The following is a 25451-nucleotide window of genomic DNA, read 5'->3' on the forward strand; positions in this document are numbered from 1 at the left end:
GGACTTTTCGTTGTCAAAGCCGCGATAAGTCAAAGCTGAGACTCGAGCGGCAGGAAACGCATGATGCCCGCGACGATCCGGCGGCTGATGGCAGCGTCCGGTTCACGCCTGTATGTCTTCGGCTGGCCGTGTTCTTCGGTCATCCAGACGATGCGATTGCCGTTGTCTATATCCAGCTCGAAGCTCATTGAGCGGCGGATCTCTTCGCTGAATATCTCGTCCATGCGCGCAACCAGCGGGGCTGAGGTGAAAACGACGCCCATTTCCGTATTGAGAGAAGCAGAGCGCGGATCGAAATTGAGCGAGCCGATATAGCCGGTCTTGCCGTCGCGGGAAAAAGCCTTGGTGTGGAGGCTCGCCTGTCCTGAACCGCGAAGCGTAAAGCTTGGCTGGTCCGCCTGTGCACGCAGTTCATGCAGTCGCACCCCGCCCAGCAGAAGCGGCTTTCGATACCGTGCGTAACCGGCGTGAACGGCGGCAACATCTGTTGCAGCCAGCGAGTTGGTGAGAATGGCAACCGAGACGCCGCGCTCGGCAAGGTTTGCAAAAATGTCCAAGCCCTGTTTGCCGGGAATGAAATAAGGGGAGGTGATGTGCAGGCTGTCATTTGCCGCCTGCATCAGCGGCAGCAGGCTCTCCATCAGGAAGTTGTGGCCGTTGCGGCGTTTTCCCGCTGCTTTTTCCGGCGGGTCGGCAAGCACGTCGGCTTCATCGACCCAATGCAGGCGGTCCGACATCAGGAAATGACCGCTGCCATATTGGTTTTCGACGCGCTCGAGATAGGGTTTGGCAGCCTCGCTTTTCGGCAGCGCAGCAAGCTCGCGCCTTAACCTGGCAAGCTTGCTCGGCCTGCGAGCCAGAAGCGAGCGCACGGGAACGGAAACGGCGCTGTTCCAGTAGTCGTCGAAGATTTCGGTGGCATCCGCAACGATCCTGCCGAAACCGAGAATGTCGAAATCGTGGAAATTGGCCCGTTCGGCGGCATCGAAATAGGCGTCGCCAATATTACGGCCGCCAACGATCGCGGCGCGTCCGTCGGCAATCCACGCCTTGTTGTGCATGCGCCGGTTGACGCTTCGGAACCGGAGGACCAGTTCCAGGCTTCGATACAAGATGTTTTCCCGCGCCCTGGTTGGGTTGAACAGCCGCAACTCGATATTGGGATGGCTGTCGATGGCGTGGAAAATGCGGTCAGACATCGAGACGCCGAGATCGTCCAGAAGCAGCCTCACGCGCACGCCGCGATCTGCCGCGGCAATGACCTCGCGCATCATCAGCCGACCGGTCAGATCGGCGTTCCACATGTAATACATCAGATCAAGGCTGCGTCCGGCCGCCCGCGCCGCTGCCATGCGCACTGCAAAGGCATCCAGATTGGAATGTAGCAGGCAGAGCGCGTTTTTCTCGTTCCAGCCGTTCCTTATTGACTGCCAGTGGCGGTCGAGCCCGGTCGCATCCTCGGCAACGGGCAGGGCAGTTGAGGGGCGTTTGGGAATGGCCTTTTCCCGCTGCTTGCTGATGACAACAAACAGGGCTGGTCCGACGACCAGCAGCACCATGGCGATAAAGACCGTAAATGCAGTCACTTGTTTTGATCACTCCCGGCCTGAAGGTTATCAGGCCGGGTGAAAACGCGCGAGCACATAAAGCGTTCACGGCAGAAGAGGGTGCGGGAGCGAAAAAGCCTGCCTTGCGAAGCGAATGCAGGAGGCGGGACTTGTGAATCACATAAGTCTATGCTTATCTGTTGTCATGACAGAGAATGATATTTTCCGGGCGCTGGCCGATCCGACACGACGCGCTATTTTCGAAAAGCTCGCGGATGGTGCCCAGAACGCTTCCACCTTGCGTGAGGGTATCGATATCAGCCAGCCGGCCATGTCGCAGCATCTTGCTGTGCTGCGGGGGGCGGGGCTGGTCGTCGAACGGCGGCAGGGTCGTTTCGTCAATTACGAGGTCGATCCGGATGGGCTGACACGGATTGCGACATGGCTTGGCAAATACCGCGCCTACTGGCCGCAGCGCGTAGAAGCACTGAAGCTCTTGCTGAAGGATATGGATCAATGAACAGGGAACTGCCCGCAGCACCGAAACCCGGTATCGAGCTGGAATATGATCTCGATGAGCCGCCGCAAAAAGTCTGGCGTGCGATCAGCATTCCGGCCTTCCGTGAACACTGGTTGCCGAAGGAGGCTTTAGCTGAACCCGAGGCGATTAGGATCACCCCGGGGAAGGAGGTCTGTTACAGGATGCGGGATGACGTTCCGCCATTTCTGGAAAGCACCGTCACCTTCAGGATTGCACCCAACGCGAGCGGCGGCACCAGCCTGCGGGTCATTCATGAGTTGCCCATCACCAGTTCCGGTCGGATGACAAAGGCCGCCGCAAACCACAACCGTTCGCCCATCAAGCTCGCCGCCTGATCCACCACATTTCCTTACATTTTCAAACGACAGGAGTTCGCCGATGCGCGAAGCGATGCAACTCGTCCCTATGGTAGTTGAACAATCCGCAAGGGGAGAAAGGTCCTTCGACATCTATTCCCGGCTGTTGCGGGAAAGGATCATCTTTCTCAACGGTGAGGTCAACGACGCTGTTTCCGCGCTTGTCTGCGCGCAACTGCTGTTTCTGGAGGCGGAAAACCCGAAAAAGCCGATCCATCTCTACATCAATTCTCCAGGCGGCGTCGTGACCAGCGGTCTCGCAATGTATGACACCATGCGCTACATCCGCGCGCCGGTTCATACTCTGTGCATGGGGACCGCCCGTTCGATGGGCTCGTTCCTGCTTATGGCGGGCGAACCGGGCGCGCGGGCGGCATTGCCCAACGCCAGCATCCTCATTCACCAGCCGTCCGGCGGGTTTCAGGGGCAGGCGTCGGATATGCTCATCCATGCTGAAGAAATCAGGCAGACAAAGCACCGAATGACGCGGCTTTATGCCGAGCATTGCAAACGCAGCTATGACGAGTTTGAAGCGGCAATGGATCGCGACCGTTTCATGACGGTGGAAGAGGCACTGGAATGGGGTTTGATCGACCGCGTTCTGGACGTTCGCGAAGATGTGGCGGCGGCATGACTCAAATCGTCCCGGTTGGCGCATGGCTGGCCGGGACGGTTGATCAGATATCCAGATTATCCGCGAAGGCAGCGCGTTCCTGAATGAATCGGAAGCGGGCATCCGCCTTGGTGCCCATCAGATTGTCCACCGCTTCGCGGGTGCCTTCGAAATCCACGTCGTCGATCTCGACGCGCAGCAGGGTGCGCTTTTCGGGATCCATGGTGGTTTCCTTCAACTGGGCCGCCATCATTTCGCCAAGGCCTTTGAAGCGGCCGATTTCGACCTTCTTGCCCTTGAAGACGGTTTCCATCAATTCGGCGCGGTGGGCGTCGTCACGGGCATAGGCGCTCTTGGCACCCTGACGGATGACGTAGAGCGGCGGCACCGCGAGATAGAGGTGGTTGCCACGAATGAGTTCCGGCATTTCCTGATAGAAGAAGGTGATGAGCAGCGAGGCGATATGGGCGCCATCGACGTCGGCATCCGTCATGATGATGATGCGTTCGTAACGCAGATCCTCTTCGCGGTACTTGGTGCGCGTGCCGCAGCCCAGCGCCTGGATGAGATCGGCGATCTGCTGGTTGGCGGAGAGTTTTTCACGGCTTGCGCTGCCGACGTTGAGGATCTTGCCGCGCAGCGGCAGGATGGCCTGATTGGCGCGGTTGCGCGCCTGCTTGGCCGAGCCGCCAGCCGAGTCACCCTCAACGATGAAAAGCTCGGCATTCTCAGCCGTGTTCTGCGAGCAGTCCGCCAGCTTGCCGGGCAGGCGCAGCTTGCGCACCGCCGTCTTGCGGTTGACTTCCTTTTCCTTGCGGCGGCGCAGGCGTTCTTCGGCGCGCTCGATCACCCAGTCCAGCAGCTTCGCCGCTTCGCCCGGATTGCCGGTGAGATAATGGTCAAAGGGATCGCGTAGCGCGTTTTCGACGATGCGCTGGGCTTCGACGGTCGCGAGCTTGTCCTTGGTCTGGCCGACGAATTCCGGCTCGCGGATGAAGACGGAGAGCATGCCCGCTGCCGAGATCATCACGTCATCGGTGGTGATTTCCCTAGCGCGCTTGTTCTGGGTCAGCTCCGCATAGTTCTTCAGGCCCTTGGTGAGCGCGATGCGGAAACCGGCCTCATGCGTACCGCCTTCAGGCGTCGGGATGGTGTTGCAATAGGAATGGATCTGCGTGTCGCCGCCATACCAGGTCACAGCCCATTCCAGCGCGCCGTGGCCACCGGTCTTTTCGGTGCGGCCGGAGAAAATCTCGCGGGTGACAGTGAATTCCTTGCCGAGCGTGGCGGCCAGGTAGTCCTTCAGACCACCGGGGAAATGGAAAACGGCCTTTTCGGGGATTTCGCCACCGGCGGGCACCATGCCGGGATCGCAGCTCCAGCGGATTTCGACGCCGCCGAAGAGATAGGCCTTGGAGCGGGCCATGCGGAAAATACGGGCCGGTTCGAATTTCGCGTGATCGCCGAAGATCTGCGGGTCCGGATGGAAACGCACGCGGGTGCCACGACGGTTGTGCACGTCACCCAGTTCTTCGAGACCGCCGATCGGCGCGCCGCGCGAAAAGCGCTGGCGGTAAAGCTTGCGGTTACGGGCGACTTCCACTTCCAGAAGATCGGACAGCGCATTGACCACGGAAACGCCGACGCCGTGCAGGCCGCCGGAGGTTTCATAGGCCTTGCCATCGAACTTGCCGCCGGCATGCAGCTTGGTCATGATGACTTCGAGCGTCGACTTGCCCGGAACCTGCGGATGGTTTTCCACGGGAATGCCGCGTCCGTTATCGGTCACGGTCAGGAAACCCTCGGTATCGAGATGGACCTCGATGAAATTGGCGTGGCCTGCGACGGCCTCGTCCATGGAGTTGTCGATGACTTCGGCAAAGAGGTGGTGCAGCGCCTTCTCGTCGGTGCCGCCAATATACATGCCGGGTCGCATGCGCACCGGTTCCAGCCCTTCGAGCACGCGGATCGACGAGGCACCGTAATCGTCACCGGAGGGGGACACGGGCGTTGGGGGCGTCGTGACGGCCGCAACGGCTGCTGGTTTCGGCTGCACGTTCACGTTCGCGGCTGCGGACACCGGGGCCTTCACGGGTTTTGCCGTGTCCTCGTTCTTTTCCGTTTCGCTGTTTGGTGCCACCGGAAGACCGGAGAAGAGATCGTTGCTATCGTCCATCATGTCCAAGGTTCAAAAAAGCGTGTCGTCAGAATTTCGCCAAGCGAATCAGTATGCCAATAGGGGCGAGTATAGCGCCAAACGTGCAGGGCGTGTGGCCTAACGCGGCGCACCCTATGCCACGACTATGTCAGGGTTTCGCAACAGGAGGATTGCGCTGCCGCCCTGGCAATGGCAAGTCTCGCAGCCACGAATGAACGGTTAACCAAGTCATGTCCACAGCTCATTTCACGTTTTGTACTCTTTTCTGCCTGACTGTTGCGGCGATGCCGGGCGGTGCCGGGGCGGCGGACGGGCCGCTGCGGCCGTTCAAGGACGAGCTGTTTTCCAACCAGACAGTGCTTTCCACGGCCGATGGCGGCGCATCTGAGGTGATCGATTATCAGGAGATGCGCGATATCAACGGCCGCGACGAGGTACCGGAACGCCGGGTGAAGCGGCAATATGTGGATATGGCGCCCAAGACAGCGCAGGCGATGGAATCCGTGGCGGTTGAGGGCAGGGCGCTTGAGGTGGGCCGCGTCGGGCCATCATCCGGGCAGGCCTTCACCGTGATCTTCATTCACGGGCGCGGCGGCGACCGGCGGCTTGGCATGAACGACTATACGTTCGGTGGCAATTTCAACCGGCTGAAAAATCTGGCTGTCGCCAATGGCGGCACCTATTATGTGCCGAGCGTACGATCCTTCGATGCCAATGGCGTTGCCGACGTTTCCGCGCTGATCGCCTATGCTGCTAGCAAATCCGGCGGCAAGCCGGTGGTGTTGGCCTGCGCCTCCATGGGCAGCTTCATCTGCTACGGCATCAGCCGCGACAAGGCGACGGTCGGCAATCTCAAGGGCATGGCGATCCTTGGCGGCGCGGTCGATCCCGATTTTCCGAAGAGCGCCTTTGCGAAAGCCAAAAAGCCGGTGTGGTTCACCCATGGCAGCGCCGACAAGGTCTATTCCGCCGACAGTCAGGCGACCATCTTCCGCACCTTGCTGAAGGCGGGAGAGCCGGCGCGCTTCACGCTTTTTGAGACAGGCACGCATGGAACGCCGGTGCGCATGACCGACTGGCGGGCGGTTTTGAACTGGATTTTGAGCCGATGAGGTCCAGTTTTGGTTCGACAGGCGCGAATTTCGGCAAATTGACCGACGTTTTGAAGCTTATGACTGCTTTTTTGTACCAATTGTCATCAGCTGCGTTTAAGGAAATATTCCGGGATTTCCGGCAGGGTTTCTGTCGCGATTAGGGGCCGCTTGGCGGCTGAGGTAAGGGGTGTTCGCGCAAGCGGCTCTCCGAGACAAAGGGAATGGGATACGCATGACGCCGAATGTTCGACCGCTTGTAGCCGGAAACTGGAAGATGAACGGCACCCGTTCGTCGCTCGATCAGATCAAGGCCATGGCAGAGGGCGTCAAGGGCGCGCTTTCCGAAAAGGTGGATGCGCTGATCTGCCCGCCATCGACGCTTCTTTATGTGGCAACCGCGCTCTGCGACGACAGCCCGCTGATGATTGGCGGACAGGATTGCCACCAGAATGTTTCCGGCGCGCATACGGGTGACATTTCCGCCGAGATGATTGCCGATTGCTTCGGCACCCATGTCATCGTCGGCCACTCCGAACGTCGCACCGACCATGCCGAGACGGATCATCTGGTCCGTGCCAAGGCCGTTGCCGCCCATCAGGCCGATCTTATCGCGATCGTCTGCATTGGCGAGACGGCGGATGAGCGCAAGGCGGGCCAGACGCTCGATATCCTCAAGCGCCAGCTCGCCGGATCGCTTCCGGACGAGGCAACCGCCGAAAACACCGTCATCGCTTATGAACCGGTCTGGGCCATCGGCACGGGTCTGACGCCGACCACGCAGGATGTGCGCGAGGCCCATGCCTTCATGCGCGACGAGCTGGTCAAGCGCTTTGGTGATGAAGGCAAGACCATGCGGATTCTTTACGGCGGCTCGGTGAAGCCTGCCAATGCGCTGGAACTGATGGGTGTCGAGAATGTCGACGGCGCACTGATCGGCGGCGCGAGCTTGAAAGCCTCCGACTTCCTTTCCATCTATGCGGCATACGAGCAACTGACGGCTTGAGACACGCTTTCCTGCCACAGTGGCGGGAAAGGGGCTTGGAATAAGCCTTCGCCTCATGTAAAGAGCCGCGAAACCTTCTTTGTAGTGCTCCGCGCGGGGCATGGAATGGATTGTCATGCAGACCGTTTTGATTGTTATTCACCTCATGATCGTGCTGGCGCTTGTCGGCTTGGTTCTGATCCAGCGTTCCGAAGGCGGCGGCCTCGGCATCGGCGGCGGTTCGGGCTTCATGTCCGCGCGCGGAACGGCCAATGCGCTGACCCGCACGACGGGTATCCTTGCCGCGCTGTTCTTCGTGACGTCGCTCGGACTTGGTCTTCTGACCCGGTACGAATCGCGCCCGACGGATATTCTGAACCGTATTCCGGCCACGCAGGGTCAGGGCAACGGCATTCTCGACACGCTCGGCCCGGCACAGACGCCGGCAACGCCGGCTCCGGCTGAGAATGGCGTTCCGACCAACAGCGGCGCTGCAGCACCTGCGCAGACCACGCCTGCACCGGCCACTGCTGGTGAAGCCGCTCCGGCGCCGGCCAAGCCCGCCGATCCGAACGCAGTTCCGACCGGTCAATAAGCCCGGTTATGATTTAACGCTCCGGCAGGCCAAAAGCCTGCCGGTTTTCTTTTGTTCGCATTTCGACACATCCCATTGCCAATTCGTCAACAGCGAATTTGCAACAGCATGAAATTTGGGCTGGCGGAATCAGAGGTAAAAAGGTATCCGGTGAATCCCATGGCGCGATATGTATTCATCACAGGCGGCGTGGTCTCCTCTCTCGGTAAGGGCATCGCAGCTGCGGCACTCGGAGCATTGCTGCAATCCCGTGGTTATCGGGTGCGGCTTCGCAAACTTGACCCCTATTTGAACGTCGATCCCGGCACGATGAGCCCGACACAGCACGGTGAAGTGTTTGTGACGGACGACGGTGCCGAGACGGACCTCGACCTTGGCCACTATGAACGCTTTACGGGGCGTTCTGCGACCAAGACCGACAACATCACCACTGGCCGCATCTACAAGAACATCATCGACAAGGAACGCCGCGGCGACTATCTCGGCGCGACCGTTCAGGTCATTCCGCATGTCACCAACGAGATCAAGGATTTCGTGACCGAAGGCAATGACGATTACGACTTCGTCATCTGTGAAATCGGCGGCACGGTGGGTGATATCGAGGCGATGCCGTTCATGGAGGCGATCCGCCAGCTCGGCAACGACCTGCCGCGCGGCACCGCAATCTATGTTCACCTGACGCTGATGCCTTACATTCCGGCGGCCGGCGAATTGAAGACCAAGCCGACCCAGCATTCCGTGAAGGAACTGCAGGCGCTTGGCATTCATCCCGACATTCTGCTGGTGCGCGCCGACCGGGAAATCCCGGAAGCGGAACGCCGCAAGCTTTCGCTGTTCTGCAACGTGCGTCCTTCCGCCGTCATTCAGGCGTTGGATGTTGCCAACATCTATGACGTTCCGATCGCCTACCACAATGAAGGTCTCGATTCGGAAGTGCTGGCCGCTTTTGGTATCGAACCGGCGCCGAAGCCGCGTCTGGAACAGTGGGAAGAGGTCTGCAACCGTATCCGCACGCCGGAAGGCGAGGTAACGATTGCGATCGTCGGCAAATATACCGGCCTCAAGGACGCCTACAAGTCGCTGATCGAGGCGCTGCATCACGGTGGTTTTGCCAACCGCGTCAAGGTCAAGCTGGAGTGGATCGAGTCGGAAGTCTTCGAAAAGGAAGATCCGACGCCCTATCTCGAAAAGGTCAACGGCATTCTGGTGCCGGGCGGTTTCGGCGAGCGCGGTTCGGAAGGCAAGATCATGGCGGCGCAGTTCGCCCGTGAGCGCAACGTGCCCTATTTCGGGATCTGCTTTGGCATGCAGATGGCAGTCGTGGAAGCGGCGCGTCATCTGGCCGGCATCGAGAATGCCTCCTCCACCGAATTCGGTCCGACGGCTGAACCCGTCGTTGGCCTGATGACCGAGTGGGTAAAGGGCAACGAGCTGGAGAAGCGCTCCACCAAGGGCGATCTCGGCGGCACCATGCGTCTCGGCGCTTACAAGGCAGCGCTGAAGAAAGACACGAAGATCTCCGAAATCTACGGTTCCACGGATATTTCCGAGCGCCACCGCCACCGCTACGAGGTGAATGTGGACTATAAGGACCGGCTGGAAGAGTGCGGCCTCGTCTTCTCGGGCATGTCTCCTGATGGTGTGCTGCCGGAAACGGTGGAATATCCTGACCATCCCTGGTTCATCGGTGTGCAATACCACCCGGAACTCAAGAGCCGCCCGCTCGATCCGCATCCGCTTTTTGCCAGCTTCGTCGAAGCGGCGGTGGAGCAGAGCCGGCTGGTTTGACGGTTTGAATGAGATGAAGAGGGCCGCTTTTGCGGCCCTTTTTTATTGGGGTGCGCACAGAAAGCGTCAGGCCAGAAGGTTGTGCTTCCTCAGCCATGCCTCATACCATCTAGGCCATTCTTGCGTGGGGGTTCCGGGCTTGCCCATGCCGAAGCCGTGGCCGCCAGAAATGATTGGGTGAAATTCGACATCCACATCCGCCTTATCGCACGCCTGCTGCATGATACGGCTATTGGCGGGATTGGAAATCCGGTCGTCATCCGCCTGCGTGAGGAAGACCGGAGGGCAATCTTTGCTCACATGGCTTTCCACTGACCACTCTCGTGTTGCCTCCTCTGTCGGGTGCCTGCCGATAAGTGACCTCCGGGTCGATGTGTGGTCATAGGGCGCTGCAAGCGTGATGACCGGATAGATCAGAGCCGCAACATCCGGCCGGGCTGATTGCCTGTCGATGTCATCGACTGCTTCGTAAGACGCAAAAGCCGAGCGAGCGGCGGCCAACCCCATCAAGTGCCCGCCCGCAGAAAAACCAAGTGCGCCGATCCTGTGCGGATCGATCTGCCGGTCCGAAGCGCGTGCACGCACCAGACGAAATGCGCGCTGCGCATCCTGAAGCGGTGCCAGCGGTCCAGCAGCCCATCCTTCAATCGGCAGACGATAGGTGAGGACAAAAGCATAAATGCCTCTGGCCGCGAGCCAGCGTGCGGCGGGATAGGACTCCTTGCCTTCCTCGATGCGTTTATATCCACCGCCACCTGCAATGATCATTGCGGAACCATTTGGCTTTGCGGGAGCGAAAACCTCCAGGCTCGGTACGGCAATGTTGGTGACAGCGCCTTTTTTGCTTATATCCGGGACGCCGTTCGGACCACCGCCTCCCGGAGGCGGGCCGGGCCAAAGCGAAATCCATTGCCGATCGCCTTGCGCAAACAGACTTGGGACTTTCATGGCCGTGGCGAGGAAGGCACCACCAAGAAGCAGGCTGCGGCGGCAGATCATGATGTCATCCTCAATCGTGCACCTGGTTTCGGCATTCTCTCCGGAAGAACAGCTTACGGGGACGATTTAAAAACACCAAGAGTGGTCAGTACCGGGACATCCCAATGCTATGACCAATCGAACAAACAAAAAACGGGCCCGAAGGCCCGTTCTCTATTCCAGCGATAATCTCGACCGGCTTACTTCGGGCCGATCATGTTTTCCGGGCGCACATACTGGTCGAATTCCTCGTTCGTGAGGTATCCGCCGCCGACGGCCTCGTCGCGCAGTGTCGTGCCGTTCTTGTGCGCGGTCTTGGCGATCTTGGCGCAGATGTCGTAGCCGAGCTTGCTGTTGAGAGCCGTGACGAGCATCAGCGAGTTCTCAACGCCCTTCCTGATGTTGTCTTCGCGGGCTTCGATGCCGACGACGCAGTTGTCGGTGAAGGAGACGGCGGCATCGCCCAGAAGCTGGACCGACTGCAGGAAGTTGTAGGCCATCATCGGATTATAGACGTTCAGTTCGAAGTGCCCCTGCGAGCCTGCGAAGGAGAGCGCTGCATTGTTGCCGAAGATGTGGGCGCAAACCTGCGTCAGCGCTTCCGACTGCGTTGGGTTCACCTTGCCCGGCATGATCGATGAGCCGGGTTCGTTTTCCGGCAGCGACAATTCGCCAAGACCGGCGCGCGGGCCGGAGCCGAGGAAGCGGATGTCGTTGGCGATCTTGAACAGGGCTGCTGCTGCGGCATTGATCGCGCCATGCGAGAACACCATGGAATCGTGCGAGGCAAGCGCTTCGAACTTGTTCGGCGCCGTCACGAACGGCAGGCCGGTGATCTTGGAAATCTCTTCGGCAACCTTTTCAGCGAAACCGACGGGGGCGTTCAGGCCCGTGCCGACCGCCGTGCCGCCCTGGGCAAGCTTGGAAAGTGCAGGCAGGGTGAGTTCGATATTGGCAATCGCCGAGGCGACCTGCGCGGCATAACCGGAAAACTCCTGGCCGAGCGTCAGCGGCGTGGCATCCTGCGTGTGGGTGCGGCCGATCTTGATGATCTTTTCGAACTGCTTGACCTTGGCTTCCAGCGCCGTGTGCAGGTGCTTGAGGGCCGGCAGCAGGTGGTGAACGATCTCTTCCACGCAGGCGATGTGCATCGCCGTCGGATAGGTGTCGTTCGAGGACTGGCTCATATTGACGTGGTCGTTGGGGTGAACCGGCTTCTTGGTGCCCATTTCGCCGCCGAGCATCTCGATTGCGCGGTTGGAAATCACCTCATTGGCATTCATGTTGGATTGCGTGCCGGAACCGGTCTGCCAGACGACCAGCGGGAAATGCTCGGTCAGCTTGCCGTCGATGACTTCCTGTGCAGCTGCGATGATGGCGTCGCCTACCTTGTTGTCGAGGCCTGCAAGCGCCATGTTCGCACGGGCGGCGGCCTGCTTGACGATGCCGAGCGCGCGAACGACAGAGGCGGGCTGCTTTTCCCAGCCGATCTTGAAGTTGCCGAGCGAGCGCTGCGCCTGCGCGCCCCAATAGCGATCGGCCTGAACTTCAATGGGTCCAAATGTATCGGTTTCCGTCCGTGTGGCTGTCATCAATCTTGCCTTTTTACTCGTTTTCCTCCGCCAAAACGGCACTTCGCCCGCCTTGCGCGCGCCGATATATAGAATCATCGCGCTGGCAATGAAAGCGTTGCGAGGCATGCCTGGCAGATATTTCCCTTGGGACAGGGCGATTTTGGCGCTCATCCTGCCCGGTTAAGAAAAAGACCTTGGCGTGTCATTTTTACTACGTCGATGAAAGCCCGGAAAACCGGGGTTTCATCGGCTTGGAACAGCTTGGCCAACCACGGCAAAGTGAATGAAATAAATACAAATTTAACCATTCTCGCCAATTCTGGAAATTACGTTTTTACGGTTTTGGCCGTAATATGAGGTTCATTTCGGGTGCGTTCTGGACTTCGGCGTTTTCTTTTCAACGGGCCGTCTATCGGCTAGACAAGCATGAAACTGGATGCTCCGTCTTCGTTGGCGGCGCTGGGTGCTACGAGGATCAAATTGCAAGTCACATCTGGAAAAACATCGGCAGCGCTGGTGCTGGCTCTCGGTCTTTCCGTTTCCACCGCTCTTCCCGGCAGTGCCGGCGCGGTAACGCTGATGGACCTTTTGCGTGGCGGGCCTGGCAAGGTTGCGCGCGATCGCGGTGAAATGCCGCCAGCCGGTATCGTCACCTCGCCGCCGACGGTCGGACCGAGCGCCGATGCATCCGATCCCGAGCCTCTGCCGCGTGTTTCCGGTCCACGTTATTACGATTACAAGGCTGATACCGCACGCGCTGTGAACACCGCCAATTTCGGCGAGGGTCTTGCCAATGTGAAGTTCAGCGCCACCCCCGAAATCGGCAAGGCTCTGGAAGCCTATTACGGTGCCGGCGGCAAGGCGCTCTGGGTTTCGGAAGGCGAGCTGACTGCCCGCGCGAACGCCGTCATGGCGTTTTTGGAGACTGTTGGCGAAAGCGGCCTCGATCCGGCCGATTACAGCATTTCAGTACCCGCAAAGGACGTAACCGCCAGCATCAGCGCCGGCGCGAACGCATCCGGCACGCCGGTGGAAGTGGCTTCCGCATCGACCTCCGACGCCTATCAGCGCGCGCAGATGCAGTTCGAGCTTGCGCTTTCCGCCAAGGTCCTGGCCTATGTGCAGGATACGACGCGTGGTCGTGTCGATCCGAACCGGCTGTCCGGTTACCACGATTTCAAGCGCAAGACGGTGAACCTTGCGCCCGTGCTGAAGCTTGCAGGCCTCAGCCCGGATATCGCAGCCTATCTGCGCAGCCGTGAACCTTCGAACGCCGAATATCTGGCGCTGAAGGCCGAACTGGCCCGGTTGCGCAGCGAGGGTGATGCGGCCAACACGGTCAAGGTCCCCGCCGATCTGGTGCTGAAACCCGGCAACAGCAGCGGCGACATGGCGAGCGTCGTCAAGGCAATCGAACATCGCGCTTCGCCTGCCTTCAAGGCGGAACATGCGGCGATCATTTCCGGCTACCAGCAGACGCCGGATTATACGCCTGATCTCGTTGATCTGGTGAAGGCATTCCAGAGCGAAAACGGCCTGAAGGCCGACGGCGTCATCGGCCGCGCGACCGTGCGTGCCATGGTCGGCGAAAGCAACGACGCCCGGATTGCCAAGGTGCAGGTGGCGATGGAGCAGATCCGCTGGCTGCCGGCCGATCTCGGCCAGCGCTACGTCTTGATCAACCAGCCCGCCTTCATGGCCTATTACCACAATGACGGACAGGAACAGTTCGGCATGAAGGTGGTGGTCGGCTCCAAGGCCAACCAGACCTACTTCTTTCAGGACGAAATCCAGACCGTCGAATTCAACCCCTATTGGGGCGTTCCGCAGTCGATCATCGTCAACGAGATGCTGCCGAAGCTGCGCCGCGATCCGTCCTATCTCGACCGACTTGGTTATGAGGTACAGGTGGGTGGACGTGCGGTTTCTTCCACCAGCGTCAACTGGTTCGGCTCGACCAATGCCGTTTCGGTGCGTCAGCCGCCAAGCAGCGACAATGCACTGGGCGACCTGAAAATCCTGTTCCCGAATGCGCATGCCATTTACATGCATGATACGCCTGCCAAGAGCTTCTTCAACCGCGACATGCGGGCGCTGAGCCACGGCTGTATCCGTCTGGTCGACCCGCGCCGCATGGCGGCGGCGGTTCTTGGCACCAGCGTCGACAAGGTCAACGAGCAGATTGCAGCGGGCAAGAACCGCGCCGTGCAGGTGCCGGTGAAGATACCGGTCTACGTGGCCTATTTTACCGCCTGGCCGGACAAGGCCGGCAAGGTGCAGTTCTTCGACGACGTCTACGACCGTGACAGCTACGTCCAGAAGGCGTTCGCGGTAACGACGAAGGCGCGGGCCGCGTCGATTTGATAGAAATCTCATTGAGAAAAAGAAAGCGCCGGAAACGGCGCTTTTTTTGTTTCTGCGACTGCCAGTTACTATCGTAGCGACGATGCCGTAAAAAGCTTGAATGCCAGTTCGCCATCGCCGTCGAGCACGTTTGCGCTCAACAGCGCATCTTCCAGCGATGATTTGCGGATGAGGAGTTGGTAAAAGAATAGATGAACGAAAAGCGGCGTTGCCGCACCATCGGGATAGCCGTGTGAGGCTATGTAGGCGTGTGCTCGACCTTCGATGAATACTTTGGCGAAATCCTGCGAACCCGTGCAGCAGGCGGTGCTGAACACCACTGTGTCCCGTAGGTCGATGTTACCAGAGAGAATGTCGGCGTGCATGCTGCCGTCTTTCAGTTCTGTTCGGGTTATCTCCGGGTCGCACTCGCCGACGACTAGGCCGTTTTCATCGCCATGACCGCTGATGATGAGGTAGGGCGGCGGGTTATCGGGCTGTTTCAAGCAGACCAGAATGTCTTCCGGCGTGCCGGGGAGATAAAGCCTTACCGATGCGCCTAGGCTTTCCAGCATTGCCCTCAAAAGCAGGGCCTCGCCAGAATCGCCGACAGCGACAATGCCGACGGCGGTGCGAGGGAAAAGGAAATTGCGATCGACCATGACGAGCCTGTGAGTGTTCCGATTTATGCAGCGGCGTTGCGTTCTGTCAGCAGCCTTCCCACCAGATCTGGCGTTAGCGTTGCAAAATCATCTATCACGACATCCGGTTCGAGTTCGGCCATCGGCACATCCGAATAACCGAAGGTGACGCCGATCGATGGGACGGCCGCATTTTTGGCGGCGAGAATGTCGTTGATGCTGTCACCCACCATGATCGAGCGCTGCGGGTCGCCGCCAGCCTTTTCGATGGTGCCGAGAATATGGCGCGCATCGGGCTTGCGGAAGGGGAAGGTGTCGCCACAGGTGATGGCGGCGAAATATCGGGTGAGATCCAGTTTTTCGAGCAGCGGGAGCGCGAGGATTTCGGTCTTGTTGGTGCAGACCGCGAGCGTGATGCCAGCTGACGAAAGCGCATCCAGTACGCTGACGATGCCGGGGTAGGGGCGGCTGTCGCCGGGCATTTCCGCGCGATAATGGTCAATGAAACGCTCGTACAGCGGCTCCAGTTCGGCTTCCGGCAATTCTACCTGACGCAGCGCGAAGGCCCGCTTGATCATCACGCGCGCGCCCTGGCCGACGAGATGCGTCAGGTCGTCATAGGTAACGGGGGCAAGACCAGCTGCGGCGATGGTGTGGTTGAGGCTCGAAACGAGATCGGCGGCGGTGTCGACGAGCGTACCATCGAGGTCGAAGATGGCGAGCGGGGAGAGCGGGCGGGATGTCACGGGAACTGGCCTCTTGAGAGAATGCTTTTGGCGATGATATCGGTGCGTTCGTTGTGGCCAAGCCTAGGCAAACGGCTTTGTCTTTGCAACCGCGCCACAACGTTCTGTTCGTTGCCTGCAAAAATGCTTTCGTTTGGCTTTCGACCCGTGTAAACAGCACGGCGACGACAAAGCTACCGGAGTTTCAGGCACATGGATGCCCGCCAGATGAAGATCAAGGCCGCCGAGGCCGCATTGTCCCATGTGCAAGACGGGATGCGACTTGGTATCGGCACGGGCTCTACAGCTGAGGAATTCGTCAGGCTTCTTGCGGAAAAGGTTGCTGCAGGCCTGAAGGTCGAAGGCGTGCCGACATCCGAGCGTACTGCGCGCCTTTGCGTGGAGCTTGGTGTGCCGCTGAAATCCCTCGATGAGTTGCCGGAACTGGACCTTACCATCGATGGCGCGGACGAAGTGGATCACGGCCTGCGACTCGTCAAGGGTGGTGGCGGTGCGCTTCTGCGCGAAAAGATCGTGGCGGCGGCATCCGCCCGCATGATCGTCATCGCCGACCAGAGCAAGGTTGTGGAGACGCTTGGCGCCTTTCCGCTTCCCATCGAAATCAATCCGTTCGGTCAGGTGGCAACACAGATAGCCATCGAGAAACTGGCGGCGCGGTCCGGCCTGTCGGGCGACCTGACGATGCGTTCGTCGGGCGACGGCGCCTTCATGACGGATGGTGGACACCTCATTCTCGACGCATCTTTTGGCCGTATTCCTGATGCAGAAGCGCTTGCACGCGAGCTGAACACTATCCCCGGTGTTGTCGAGCACGGACTTTTCATAAATTTGGCATCGCTTGCCATCATTGCGGGTCCTGAAGGCGCCCGCGTGATGCAGGCAGTATAACAGGAGCGAGATTTTCATGATCAAACTAGCGGGACTGGGCAAAGCTGCCGCTGCTTCGATCCTCATTTCCGGCATCGTGTTCGGTACTGCCGCACGCGCTCAGGAAATTTCGGAAGCGCATATCGCCGCCGCACGGCAGGCGATCGCCTCTCTTGGCGTTACTGACCGTTTCGATGATATCCTGCCGGGTCTGGCAGAACGTCTGAAGGCCGAACTCATTCAGGCATCGCCGAATGTGCAGGACGCGATCACCGCGACTGTCGACGCCAAGGCACTTGAGCTTGCGCCGCGCCGCGCCGATCTGGAACGCGAGGCAGCACTCACCTACGCGCGCGCCTTCTCCGTCGAAGAGCTGAACGCCATCTCCACCTTCTACAGCAGCGAAGCCGGCAAGAAGCTTCTGAAGGACGGCCCTATCGCCACGCGCGAACTGATGAAGGCTGCCGACATCTGGGCCGCGGGCATCAACCGCGATCTGAACACCTCCAGCATGACCGAATTGCAGAAGGTGGCCGGCGCTGATCTGAAGCCGCTTCCGGCCGATCAGGGCAACACCGGTGGCGCTCCGGCTCACAAGCCCTGAGTGAAATAGATAGAGCGTCGGGTCCCAAAGCTCACGTTCAGAAATATTCAAAGCCCGGCCGCAAGGTCGGGCTTTTCATTTGTGCGTCGCAGCACCTATATGTGCCATGAATACGCCACAGCCCGCCTTGAGGCCGATGGCACGTGGTTTTGATCAGGGGTTTTGACTATGACAGCTTATGACTACGATCTTTTCGTTATCGGTGGCGGCTCGGGCGGCGTTCGCAGCGCTCGCGTTGCCGCCTCACTCGGCAAGCGTGTGGGAATTGCCGAGGAATACCGTTACGGCGGAACCTGCGTCATCCGTGGTTGCGTGCCGAAGAAGCTGTTCGTTTATGCCTCGCAATTTCCGGAGCATTTCGAGGATGCCGAAGGTTTCGGCTGGAGCGTTGGCGAGCGTCGTTTCGACTGGAAAAAACTGATTGAAGCGAAAGACAGGGAAATCACCCGTCTCGAAGGGCTGTACCGCAAGGGTCTGGATAACGCCAAGGCCGATATTTTCGACAGCCGTGCAGAGCTTGTCGATGCGCATACCGTGAAGCTGACGAAGACTGGTGAGACCTTCACGGCCGAGCGTATCGTGATTGCCGTTGGCGGTACGCCGAACGAACACAAGGCGCTGCCCGGCCACGAGCTGACGATCTCCTCCAACGAGGCTTTCGACCTGGAAGAGCTGCCGAAATCGATCCTGATCGCTGGCGGTGGTTACATCGCCGTGGAATTCGCCAATATCTTCCACGGACTCGGTGTCGAAACGACGCTGATCTATCGCGGCAAGGAAATCCTTTCGCGCTTCGATCACGATATGCGCAAGGGCCTTCATGAAGCGATGGAAGCCAAGGGCATTCGTATCATTCTTGAAGACGTCATTCAGGAAGTGAGCAAGGACGGTGCGGGCGGCTTTGTGGCACGGACGAAGCAGGGCAACTCGCTGCATGTCGGCTTGGTGATGCTGGCGCTCGGTCGCGATCCGAATACGCCTGGTCTAGGCCTTGAAAATGCCGGTGTGAAGGTGGATGCGCGCGGCGCAATCATCGTCGATGAGTATTCGCGCACGAACGTTCCTAGTATCTTCGCACTGGGCGACGTCACCGATCGGGTACAGCTGACGCCGGTGGCGATCCACGAGGCCATGTGCTTCATCGAAACCGAGTACAAGAACAACCCGACCAAGCCGGACCACGAGCTTATTGCCACTGCGGTGTTCTCGCAGCCGGAAATCGGCACGGTTGGACTTTCTGAAGAGGAAGCGGGCAAGAAATACCCGGAACTGGAAGTCTATCGCGCGCAGTTCCGTCCGATGAAGGCAACGCTGTCCGGGCGTCAGGAGAAGACGATCATGAAGCTGATCGTCAATGCCGCCGACCGTAAGGTCGTCGGCGCGCATATTCTCGGCCACGAGGCGGGCGAAATGGCGCAGCTTCTCGGCATCACGCTGAAGGCCGGATGCACCAAGGACGATTTCGATCGCACCATGGCTGTTCATCCAACAGCGGCCGAGGAACTGGTGACGATGTATTCGCCAAGCTACCGCGTGGTGAACGGCGAGCGCGTGTAACGCCGTCGCTTGCGCGACGTGATCACGTCTCCGCTTGGCTCGCCACCACTTGAAAACCGTTGTTTTCCGGGTGGTGGCGGGTTTGTTAAATCGTTTGAATTGACTTTTATGCACGTTAAACGCCCAAAACGGGCGGAATGGGCCCGATGGCCCTGACATCGGCTATGCAAAGCCTGTGCTTGGAGCTATAAGCCGCTCAATTTTTCGAGGCGGTCGTGCACAAATGCGCGGGCGAGAAAAGGGTAAGGACATGGCACAGAATTGGACACCCGGCAGTTGGCGGCAGAAACCGATCCAGCAGGTTCCCGAATATCCTGACGCGGCAGCGCTTGCGGCGACGGAAGCCACGCTTGCGACCTATCCGCCGCTGGTTTTTGCCGGTGAAGCCCGCCGCCTGAAAAAGCAGCTTGCCAATGTGGCAGACGGCAACGCCTTTCTGTTGCAGGGCGGCGATTGCGCCGAAAGCTTCCTCGAGCATGGCGCGGATAATATCCGCGACTTCTTCCGCGCTTTCCTGCAGATGGCTGTCGTCCTGACCTATGGTGCGCAGCTGCCGGTGGTGAAGGTCGGTCGTATTGCCGGTCAGTTCGCCAAGCCGCGCTCTTCCAACGTGGAAGTGCTCGATGGGGTGACGCTGCCGTCCTACCGCGGCGACATCATCAACGGCATCGAGTTCAATGAGACCTCGCGTGTGCCGAACCCCGAGCGACAGCTCGACGCGTACCGCCAGTCGGCGGCGACGCTTAACCTGCTGCGCGCTTTCGCAATGGGCGGCTACGCCAACCTTGAAAACGTTCACCAGTGGATGCTCGGCTTCATCAAGGACAGCCCGCAGGCGGATCGTTACCGCAAGCTGGCTGACCGGATTTCCGAGACCATGAACTTCATGCAGGCAATCGGCATCAGCGCAGAAAACAATCCTAGCCTGCGCGAAACCGATTTCTTCACCAGCCACGAGGCTCTGCTGCTCGGTTACGAAGAGGCGCTGACCCGCGTCGATTCGACCTCCGGTGACTGGTATGCCACGTCTGGCCACATGATCTGGATCGGCGACCGCACGCGTCAGCTCGACCATGCGCATGTGGAATATTTCCGCGGCATCAAGAACCCGATCGGCCTGAAGTGCGGACCATCGCTGACGCCTGATAATCTGATCGAGCTGATCGACGCGCTGAACCCGGCAAACGAGGCCGGTCGTCTGACGCTGATCTGCCGTTTCGGCCACGACAAGGTTGCCGACAGCCTGCCGAAGCTCATCCGTGCCGTGGAGAAAGAGGGCCGCAAGGTCGTCTGGTCGTGCGATCCGATGCATGGCAACACCATCACGCTCAACCACTACAAGACGCGTCCGTTCGAGCGCATCCTGTCGGAAGTCGAAAGCTTCTTCCAGATCCACCGTGCCGAAGGCACACATCCGGGCGGCATCCACATCGAGATGACCGGCAAGGACGTGACCGAGTGCACCGGCGGCGCGCGCGCCGTGACGGCGGATTCGCTGTCGGATCGTTACCACACCCATTGCGATCCGCGTCTCAACGCCGATCAGGCACTGGAGCTGGCTTTCCTTCTGTCCGAGCGCATGAAGAGCGGCCGGGACGAGAAGCGTCTGGCAATTGCTAGTGCCTGACAGAGGCAGATAAAACAAAAAAGCCGCCGGATACTGCCGGCGGCTTTTTTTATGGTTGTCGGCCTGATTACTGGACGAGTGCCGGCTGCTGGCAGCGAACGTCGGTGACGCGCACATCGGCTTCGCCGATCTTGACGCCGAGTACCAGCAGCACGTTGTAGAGCAGCTGATCCACGGGCGCCGTGACTGCCGCGAGCGTGTTGGCAAGCGCTGACTGGATGCCCGCCAGACCTCCCAGATCGATGTTTAGGAAGAGAAGCCTGATATCCAGATTGAGGTTCTTCAGCAGTGAACTGACAAGAGTGGTAACGGTATCCTTGGTGGAAACACTCTTGATCTTGGCCTGGGTGATATCCGACTGGGTGAAGGTCAGCTTGGTCTTCGTCATGTTCGTGGCATTGATGAGGGCGCTGCCATTGATGGCGAGCAGGGCCGAATCCACGATCGCGGTCTTGGTGACGCGCGGATCCTTGCCGAAATTGGCAAAGGCCGTGGTATCGACATTGCCAAGCGCGATTTCTGCGACGCCGGGAACGACTTCGACATCGACCGTACCCTGTCCGCCGCCCGTGCAGCGAATGTCGGCGAGCCGCGCTTCGGCATGGGCGACTTCCACATAGAGCGGAATATTGACCTTCAGACCGGCAATCGCCTGAAGCCCGTCAACCACGACACTGACCGCCAGCCGGGTTTGTGCGGTGCGCACCACGGTGCCCTGGCCGCCGACGGCAAGCKACGGCGTTTCGACGGGTGGCTCACCGATGGCGAGCGTCGTCTTGACCGAGGCGAGACCGAGGAGATTGGCGTTGAGGTTGAGCGCCAGCTGGTTGCCGCCATTGCCTGCCACGGCGGCGGCGTTGAGAAGATCGAAGACGCCTGCGGTGACCTTGAGGTTTTCGCCGCTACCGATCAGCTTGTCCGAGAACGGGCCGAGATTGAGGATTTCTTCAAGCTTGAGCTTGATGTTGCTCTTGTTAGCGGTTTTTGCCAGCGTCTTCAGAATGTTGGCCACAGCCGGCTGCAGGCCGGTGGTCTTCGTCAGCGCGTCCAGGAATTTGCCGTAGGTGATTTCCGTCTTCAGGACATCCTTGTAGGTGCCGGCTGTCAGGTTGAGATCGACAGCCAGCGCTTCGACGACATGCAGCGCGTTGACATCAGCAGCCACAAGCGCCTGGTAATCCATAACCTTGAGCGAGACCGTGGTGCCGAGCAGGCCGCCGAGCAGGCTGTTCAAAACGCCTTCATCGAGGCTCGCCAGTCGCGAGCCCACCGAAAATGCCGCGATCTTTTGGGATGAGGCCGTTCCGGCCGCGGAAATCTTGGGCGGCGTGGTGAAGGCGGAGGCAAAGAATATCTGGCCCTTTTCGACGATATTCACTTTCATCGCATTGGTGGGAAGTGCATTTTCGACGAAACGCTGGCCGACAGGCAGGGTCGCGTCCGGCTCATAGTGACCTTTGACGACTTCGGCATAACCGTTGCTCTTGGCAAATTCGTTCAAGGGGTCGAAAGGTTGAAGACCGTCCACGGTCAAGAGGCCATTCGGTGTCTTGACCCCGAGATTCATGCCGTTGAGGGCGAAATATTGCTGGACCGCCTTTTCGGGATCAGCGGCATTGGCCGCCGCTGATATGGCCGCAAGATCGGCGGTCTGCTGCAATTGCCGCTTCTGCAGGGTCAGATAGCCATAATCGACGCCAAGCGCCAATATGCCGATGAAAAGCGGTGCGGTAAGCCCGGCCGAGATGGCGATGTTGCCTGTGCGATCCTTCAGGAAACGGGGAAGCAAAGAAGAGATATTTTGCATGTCATGCTCCTCCGATCCGGATTGTGGAAAAACGCCGGATGACCGGCTCGGGCAGGGTGTAGCTGTAGAGGCTCCAGATCGGCAGATCACGGGCGTCATATTCCACCTTGACCGTGAACTGGTTGGCATTGGCGGGATCGGTGGCGACATTGACCGTGAAACGCGTCTTGTCCATGAAGGCGTAGCTGAGGTCACTTTTGGTGACGAAATCACGGGCCAACTGCTGGCGCTCGGTCGTATTCAGTCCGGCAACAGCCGTCCTTGCCGCGTCGGCGGCGATCTGCTGCACAGAATAGGCGGCCATCAGGTAGATACCGTAGGCAATCATGGTCAGCAGGACGAGAAAGAAAATCGGCGCGACGATGGCGAACTCGACAGCGGACGAGCCGGATCGATCACGAAGGAAATGCACTCCATTACGCATAAAGCACCCCCGTTTCTTCAGGCACCAAAGTCAGATGCCTTTATTCTTATTTTCGGAAATGCTAATTTATAGGTGTTAATTTTGTATTGATGTCGCTCTTATGGGTTGCAGGCCAGGAAAAGCCTTCGCGTTGATACCCATGGATTTCAGATCAGCCGAAGCCCTTTGAAGCTGGCGTGGCCGTCTTTGCCGATGATGATGTGGTCGTGCACCGCTATCCCCAGCGGCTTTGCCGTATCGATGATGGTTTTGGTCATCTCGATATCGGCACGCGAGGGGGTAGGGTCTCCACTCGGATGATTATGTATTAAAATCAAAGCCGTAGAGGAAAGTTCAAGGGCGCGGCGCACCACTTCGCGCGGGTAAACCGGCGTGTGGTCCACGGTTCCCTGACCCTGCACCTCGTCAGCGATCAGGACGTTGCGCTTGTCGAGGAACAGGATGCGGAATTGCTCACGGGTTTCATGGGCCATGGCGGCATGGCAATAGTCGATGACCGAAGACCAGGAGCCGAGAATCTGCTTGTTGCGGATTTCGCCCTTCAGCATGCGCTGGGAAACGGAGGCGACGAGCTTCAGATCGAGCGCCACGGCCTCACCCACGCCCTTCACCTCCTGCAACAGCGGCAGCGGCGCGCCAAGCACACCGCCAAGAGTACCAAAGCGGGCGATCAACGCTTTGGCGATGGGTTTGGTATCACGCCTCGGTATCAGCCGGAAAAGCAGAAGCTCCAGCAGTTCGTAATCGGCAAGGGCGGTATCGCCGCCGTCGCGATAACGCGCCCGCAACCTGTCCCGATGGCCGTGATAGTGTGCGATCTCCGCTTCCGGCTCCGCAACGGCTGCGGGGTGTTCCGAGGTCTTCTTCACCGCACTTCGCGGTTCGGCAAAGAAGCCGCGCTCATCCGTTCCGTCGAACAGATCGCCGTTTCCCGCCTGAAAGCCGGAGGTCGATGGAAGATCGGCGGAAGGCGGGGCAGGGCGTTTTGCCATGGCGGTCTGGCCTTATGCGAGTGGCGGCAGGCCCGGACGGTCAAAGCCGCCCGGCGACAGTGTGAAGATTTCGCAACCGGTCGCGGTTACGCCGACCGCATGTTCGTATTGTGCGGAAAGGGAGCGGTCGCGCGTTACTGCCGTCCAGCCATCGGAAAGTACCTTCACATGCGGCTTGCCGAGGTTGATCATCGGTTCGATGGTGAAGATCATTCCCTCGCGAATCTCCGGGCCTTCGTCCGGGCGGCCGTAGTGCAGGATATTGGGGGTGTCGTGGAACAGGCGTCCAACGCCGTGGCCGCAGAAATCACGCACCACCGAGCAGCGTTCCGCCTCGGCATAGGCCTGAATAGCCGCGCCGATCGCGCCGGTGCGCGCACCCGGTTTCACTGCCGCGATGCCGAGCATCAGGCATTCATAGGTCACTTCCATCAGACGTTCAGCTGCGCGCTTGATCGTGCCAACCGGATACATGCGGCTCGAATCGCCGTGCCAGCCGTCCAGAATATAGGTCACGTCGATATTGACGATTTCGCCTTCGCGCAGCGGCTTTGCGTCCGGAATGCCGTGGCAGACCACATGGTTGATAGAGGTGCAGACGGATTTCGTATAACCGCGGTAATTCAGTGTTGCCGGCAAAGCGCCATGGTCGGCGCCGAACTCGAAGACGAAACGGTCGATGGCATCAGTCGTCACACCCGGCTTGACGATTGCCGCCAGTTCGTCGAGGCAACGCGCCGTCAGCTGGCACGCCTTGCGCATCCCGTCGAAATCCTCAGGGGTATAAAGGCGGATGACGCCGGTATTCTTGAGGGGGGCGGAGGCTGCGTCGATATAGGTGACCATCATAGTGCTTTCTGTCTCTTTACGTCCCTGTTCATAAAACAGCCGGACGCCATTCGTCCATCTTAACCGTTCCTGTGACTGAAATTTGTGCCGGGGAAACGTCGCATTTCACCGCATAGGCCTCCACGCCGCGCGACGTGGCCCGCTGAAACGCCAGCGCATAGACTGGATCCAGATCATCGCAGATGCGCATCTGGTCGCAATCGTTGCGCTGAATGAGATAGAGCATCACCGCCCGGTGACCGGCCTCTGCTGCGTCGCCCAGCTCCTCCAGATGTTTGGCGCCGCGTTTGGTGGCGGTATCAGGGAATTCGGCCAGACCTTTTTCGCGCATGAAATGCACGTTTTTTACTTCCACGTAGGCATCCGGCCGCCCAATTTCGGAAAGCAGGAAATCGATGCGGGAATTGCGGCCGTATTTCTGCTCGCGCCGGATCGTCGAATAGCCGGCAAGCTGCGGGATGCGGCCATTGAGGATCGCTTCTTCCGCCAGCCGGTTCGGCATGCCGGTATTGATGCCGACCACGGTGCCATCGGCCTCGACCATTTCCAGCATATGCCGGTACTTGCGGGTTGGGCTGTCATGCTCGGACATCCAGATACGCGAGCCGGGCGTGGTCAATCCGCGCATGGAGCCGGTATTGGGGCAGGAGCCTGTAATCGCCGTGCCGTCCTCCAGAACGGCGTCGAAGAGGAAACGCTTGTAGCGGGCGATCAGCGTTGCGGGTACGAGTGGGGGCGTGAAGAGCATGTGGCCTGAAAGGTGAGAGG

23 protein-coding genes are annotated in these 25451 nt (G+C 59.4%); 12 read left to right on the forward strand and 11 right to left on the reverse strand.

Annotated features, from left to right (window positions below; all coding sequences use genetic code 11):
* Positions 1-29 precede the first annotated feature (29 nt).
* Positions 30-1586 carry a phospholipase D family protein gene (locus tag AC1DCP_RS06495; protein WP_003515446.1) on the reverse strand — a complete coding sequence of 519 codons (1557 nt, stop codon included), beginning with the start codon at positions 1584-1586 and terminating at the stop codon, positions 30-32.
* Positions 1587-1752: 166 nt separating this feature from the next.
* Here AC1DCP_RS06495 and AC1DCP_RS06500 point away from each other — a divergent pair, with 166 nt between their 5' ends.
* The 3 genes from AC1DCP_RS06500 to AC1DCP_RS06510 are packed head-to-tail and all read left to right on the forward strand — an operon-like array spanning position 1753 to position 3078.
* Positions 1753-2067, forward strand: coding sequence for an ArsR/SmtB family transcription factor (locus AC1DCP_RS06500; protein ID WP_065687328.1), 315 nt, complete (start codon positions 1753-1755; stop codon positions 2065-2067).
* On the forward strand, positions 2064-2423 hold the full coding sequence (locus tag AC1DCP_RS06505) for an SRPBCC family protein (RefSeq protein WP_065687329.1): 360 nt from the start codon (positions 2064-2066) through the stop codon (positions 2421-2423). The genes AC1DCP_RS06500 and AC1DCP_RS06505 overlap by 4 nt, the downstream gene beginning before the upstream one ends.
* A gap of 43 nt (positions 2424-2466) precedes the next feature.
* Positions 2467-3078 (forward strand): ATP-dependent Clp protease proteolytic subunit, encoded by a 612-nt coding sequence (locus tag AC1DCP_RS06510; RefSeq protein WP_013636224.1) that lies wholly within the window; start codon positions 2467-2469, stop codon positions 3076-3078.
* Between the two features lie 43 nt (positions 3079-3121).
* On the opposite strand, the gene parE is transcribed toward AC1DCP_RS06510, so the two are convergent.
* The gene (gene parE, locus AC1DCP_RS06515; protein ID WP_065687330.1) at positions 3122-5236 is read right to left on the reverse strand and encodes a DNA topoisomerase IV subunit B; all 2115 of its coding nucleotides are present in this window, start codon (positions 5234-5236) and stop codon (positions 3122-3124) included.
* A gap of 209 nt (positions 5237-5445) precedes the next feature.
* On the opposite strand from parE, the gene AC1DCP_RS06520 reads away from it, so the two are divergent.
* From AC1DCP_RS06520 to AC1DCP_RS06535, 4 genes are all read left to right on the forward strand, one after another.
* A complete protein-coding gene (locus AC1DCP_RS06520) occupies positions 5446-6327 on the forward strand; it encodes a dienelactone hydrolase family protein (RefSeq protein ID WP_065687331.1) in 882 nt (293 codons plus the stop codon).
* Positions 6328-6541: 214 nt separating this feature from the next.
* Positions 6542-7312, forward strand: a complete 771-nt coding sequence (gene tpiA / locus AC1DCP_RS06525; RefSeq protein ID WP_003515430.1) for a triose-phosphate isomerase — start codon at positions 6542-6544, stop codon at positions 7310-7312.
* A gap of 115 nt (positions 7313-7427) precedes the next feature.
* A complete protein-coding gene (gene secG, locus AC1DCP_RS06530; protein ID WP_112152900.1) occupies positions 7428-7886 on the forward strand; it encodes a preprotein translocase subunit SecG in 459 nt (152 codons plus the stop codon).
* 150 nt (positions 7887-8036) lie between these two features.
* Positions 8037-9674: a CTP synthase gene (locus AC1DCP_RS06535; RefSeq protein WP_476774190.1), complete on the forward strand. Its 1638-nt coding sequence runs from the start codon at positions 8037-8039 to the stop codon at positions 9672-9674.
* A gap of 66 nt (positions 9675-9740) precedes the next feature.
* Here AC1DCP_RS06535 and AC1DCP_RS06540 read toward each other — a convergent pair whose 3' ends face one another.
* Positions 9741-10673, reverse strand: a complete 933-nt coding sequence (locus tag AC1DCP_RS06540) for an alpha/beta hydrolase (RefSeq protein WP_065687332.1) — start codon at positions 10671-10673, stop codon at positions 9741-9743.
* 179 nt (positions 10674-10852) lie between these two features.
* Positions 10853-12244, reverse strand: coding sequence for a class II fumarate hydratase (fumC, locus tag AC1DCP_RS06545; protein ID WP_041694538.1), 1392 nt, complete (start codon positions 12242-12244; stop codon positions 10853-10855).
* A 408-nt stretch (positions 12245-12652) separates the two neighbouring features.
* Between fumC and AC1DCP_RS06550 the strand changes: the two genes are divergently transcribed.
* The gene (locus AC1DCP_RS06550; RefSeq protein WP_013636218.1) at positions 12653-14590 is read left to right on the forward strand and encodes a L,D-transpeptidase family protein; all 1938 of its coding nucleotides are present in this window, start codon (positions 12653-12655) and stop codon (positions 14588-14590) included.
* A 68-nt stretch (positions 14591-14658) separates the two neighbouring features.
* Here the strand turns inward: AC1DCP_RS06550 and AC1DCP_RS06555 are convergent, their stop codons facing one another.
* Both AC1DCP_RS06555 and AC1DCP_RS06560 read right to left on the reverse strand, forming a co-directional pair.
* A complete protein-coding gene (locus AC1DCP_RS06555; RefSeq protein ID WP_065687333.1) occupies positions 14659-15231 on the reverse strand; it encodes a hypothetical protein in 573 nt (190 codons plus the stop codon).
* Positions 15232-15254: 23 nt separating this feature from the next.
* Positions 15255-15956 (reverse strand): HAD family hydrolase, encoded by a 702-nt coding sequence (locus AC1DCP_RS06560; RefSeq protein WP_112152868.1) that lies wholly within the window; start codon positions 15954-15956, stop codon positions 15255-15257.
* Between the two features lie 192 nt (positions 15957-16148).
* Here AC1DCP_RS06560 and rpiA point away from each other — a divergent pair, with 192 nt between their 5' ends.
* The 4 genes from rpiA to AC1DCP_RS06580 all read left to right on the forward strand — a co-directional run bounded on the left by rpiA (position 16149) and on the right by AC1DCP_RS06580 (position 20611).
* Positions 16149-16844, forward strand: a complete 696-nt coding sequence (gene rpiA / locus AC1DCP_RS06565; protein WP_003515412.1) for a ribose-5-phosphate isomerase RpiA — start codon at positions 16149-16151, stop codon at positions 16842-16844.
* A gap of 16 nt (positions 16845-16860) precedes the next feature.
* Positions 16861-17427: a DUF2059 domain-containing protein gene (locus AC1DCP_RS06570; protein ID WP_013636215.1), complete on the forward strand. Its 567-nt coding sequence runs from the start codon at positions 16861-16863 to the stop codon at positions 17425-17427.
* 168 nt (positions 17428-17595) lie between these two features.
* Positions 17596-18984: a glutathione-disulfide reductase gene (gene gor, locus AC1DCP_RS06575; RefSeq protein ID WP_065687335.1), complete on the forward strand. Its 1389-nt coding sequence runs from the start codon at positions 17596-17598 to the stop codon at positions 18982-18984.
* A 250-nt stretch (positions 18985-19234) separates the two neighbouring features.
* Positions 19235-20611: a class II 3-deoxy-7-phosphoheptulonate synthase gene (locus AC1DCP_RS06580; RefSeq protein ID WP_065687336.1), complete on the forward strand. Its 1377-nt coding sequence runs from the start codon at positions 19235-19237 to the stop codon at positions 20609-20611.
* Positions 20612-20678: 67 nt separating this feature from the next.
* Here AC1DCP_RS06580 and AC1DCP_RS06585 read toward each other — a convergent pair whose 3' ends face one another.
* The 5 genes from AC1DCP_RS06585 to sfsA form a co-directional block, all read right to left on the reverse strand.
* Positions 20679-22418: a TadG family pilus assembly protein gene (locus AC1DCP_RS06585; protein WP_476774191.1), complete on the reverse strand. Its 1740-nt coding sequence runs from the start codon at positions 22416-22418 to the stop codon at positions 20679-20681.
* 1 nt (position 22419) lies between these two features.
* A complete protein-coding gene (locus AC1DCP_RS06590; protein WP_003515401.1) occupies positions 22420-22842 on the reverse strand; it encodes a TadE/TadG family type IV pilus assembly protein in 423 nt (140 codons plus the stop codon).
* A 146-nt stretch (positions 22843-22988) separates the two neighbouring features.
* Positions 22989-23834, reverse strand: a complete 846-nt coding sequence (gene radC, locus AC1DCP_RS06595; RefSeq protein WP_013636211.1) for a RadC family protein — start codon at positions 23832-23834, stop codon at positions 22989-22991.
* A 12-nt stretch (positions 23835-23846) separates the two neighbouring features.
* Complete coding sequence (gene map, locus AC1DCP_RS06600; protein WP_025593534.1) at positions 23847-24680, reverse strand: type I methionyl aminopeptidase; 834 nt, start codon at positions 24678-24680, stop codon at positions 23847-23849.
* A 31-nt stretch (positions 24681-24711) separates the two neighbouring features.
* The gene (gene sfsA, locus AC1DCP_RS06605) at positions 24712-25431 is read right to left on the reverse strand and encodes a DNA/RNA nuclease SfsA (RefSeq protein WP_065687339.1); all 720 of its coding nucleotides are present in this window, start codon (positions 25429-25431) and stop codon (positions 24712-24714) included.
* Between the last annotated feature and the right edge of the window lie 20 nt (positions 25432-25451).

The organism is Agrobacterium sp. 10T429, assembly GCF_056393925.1.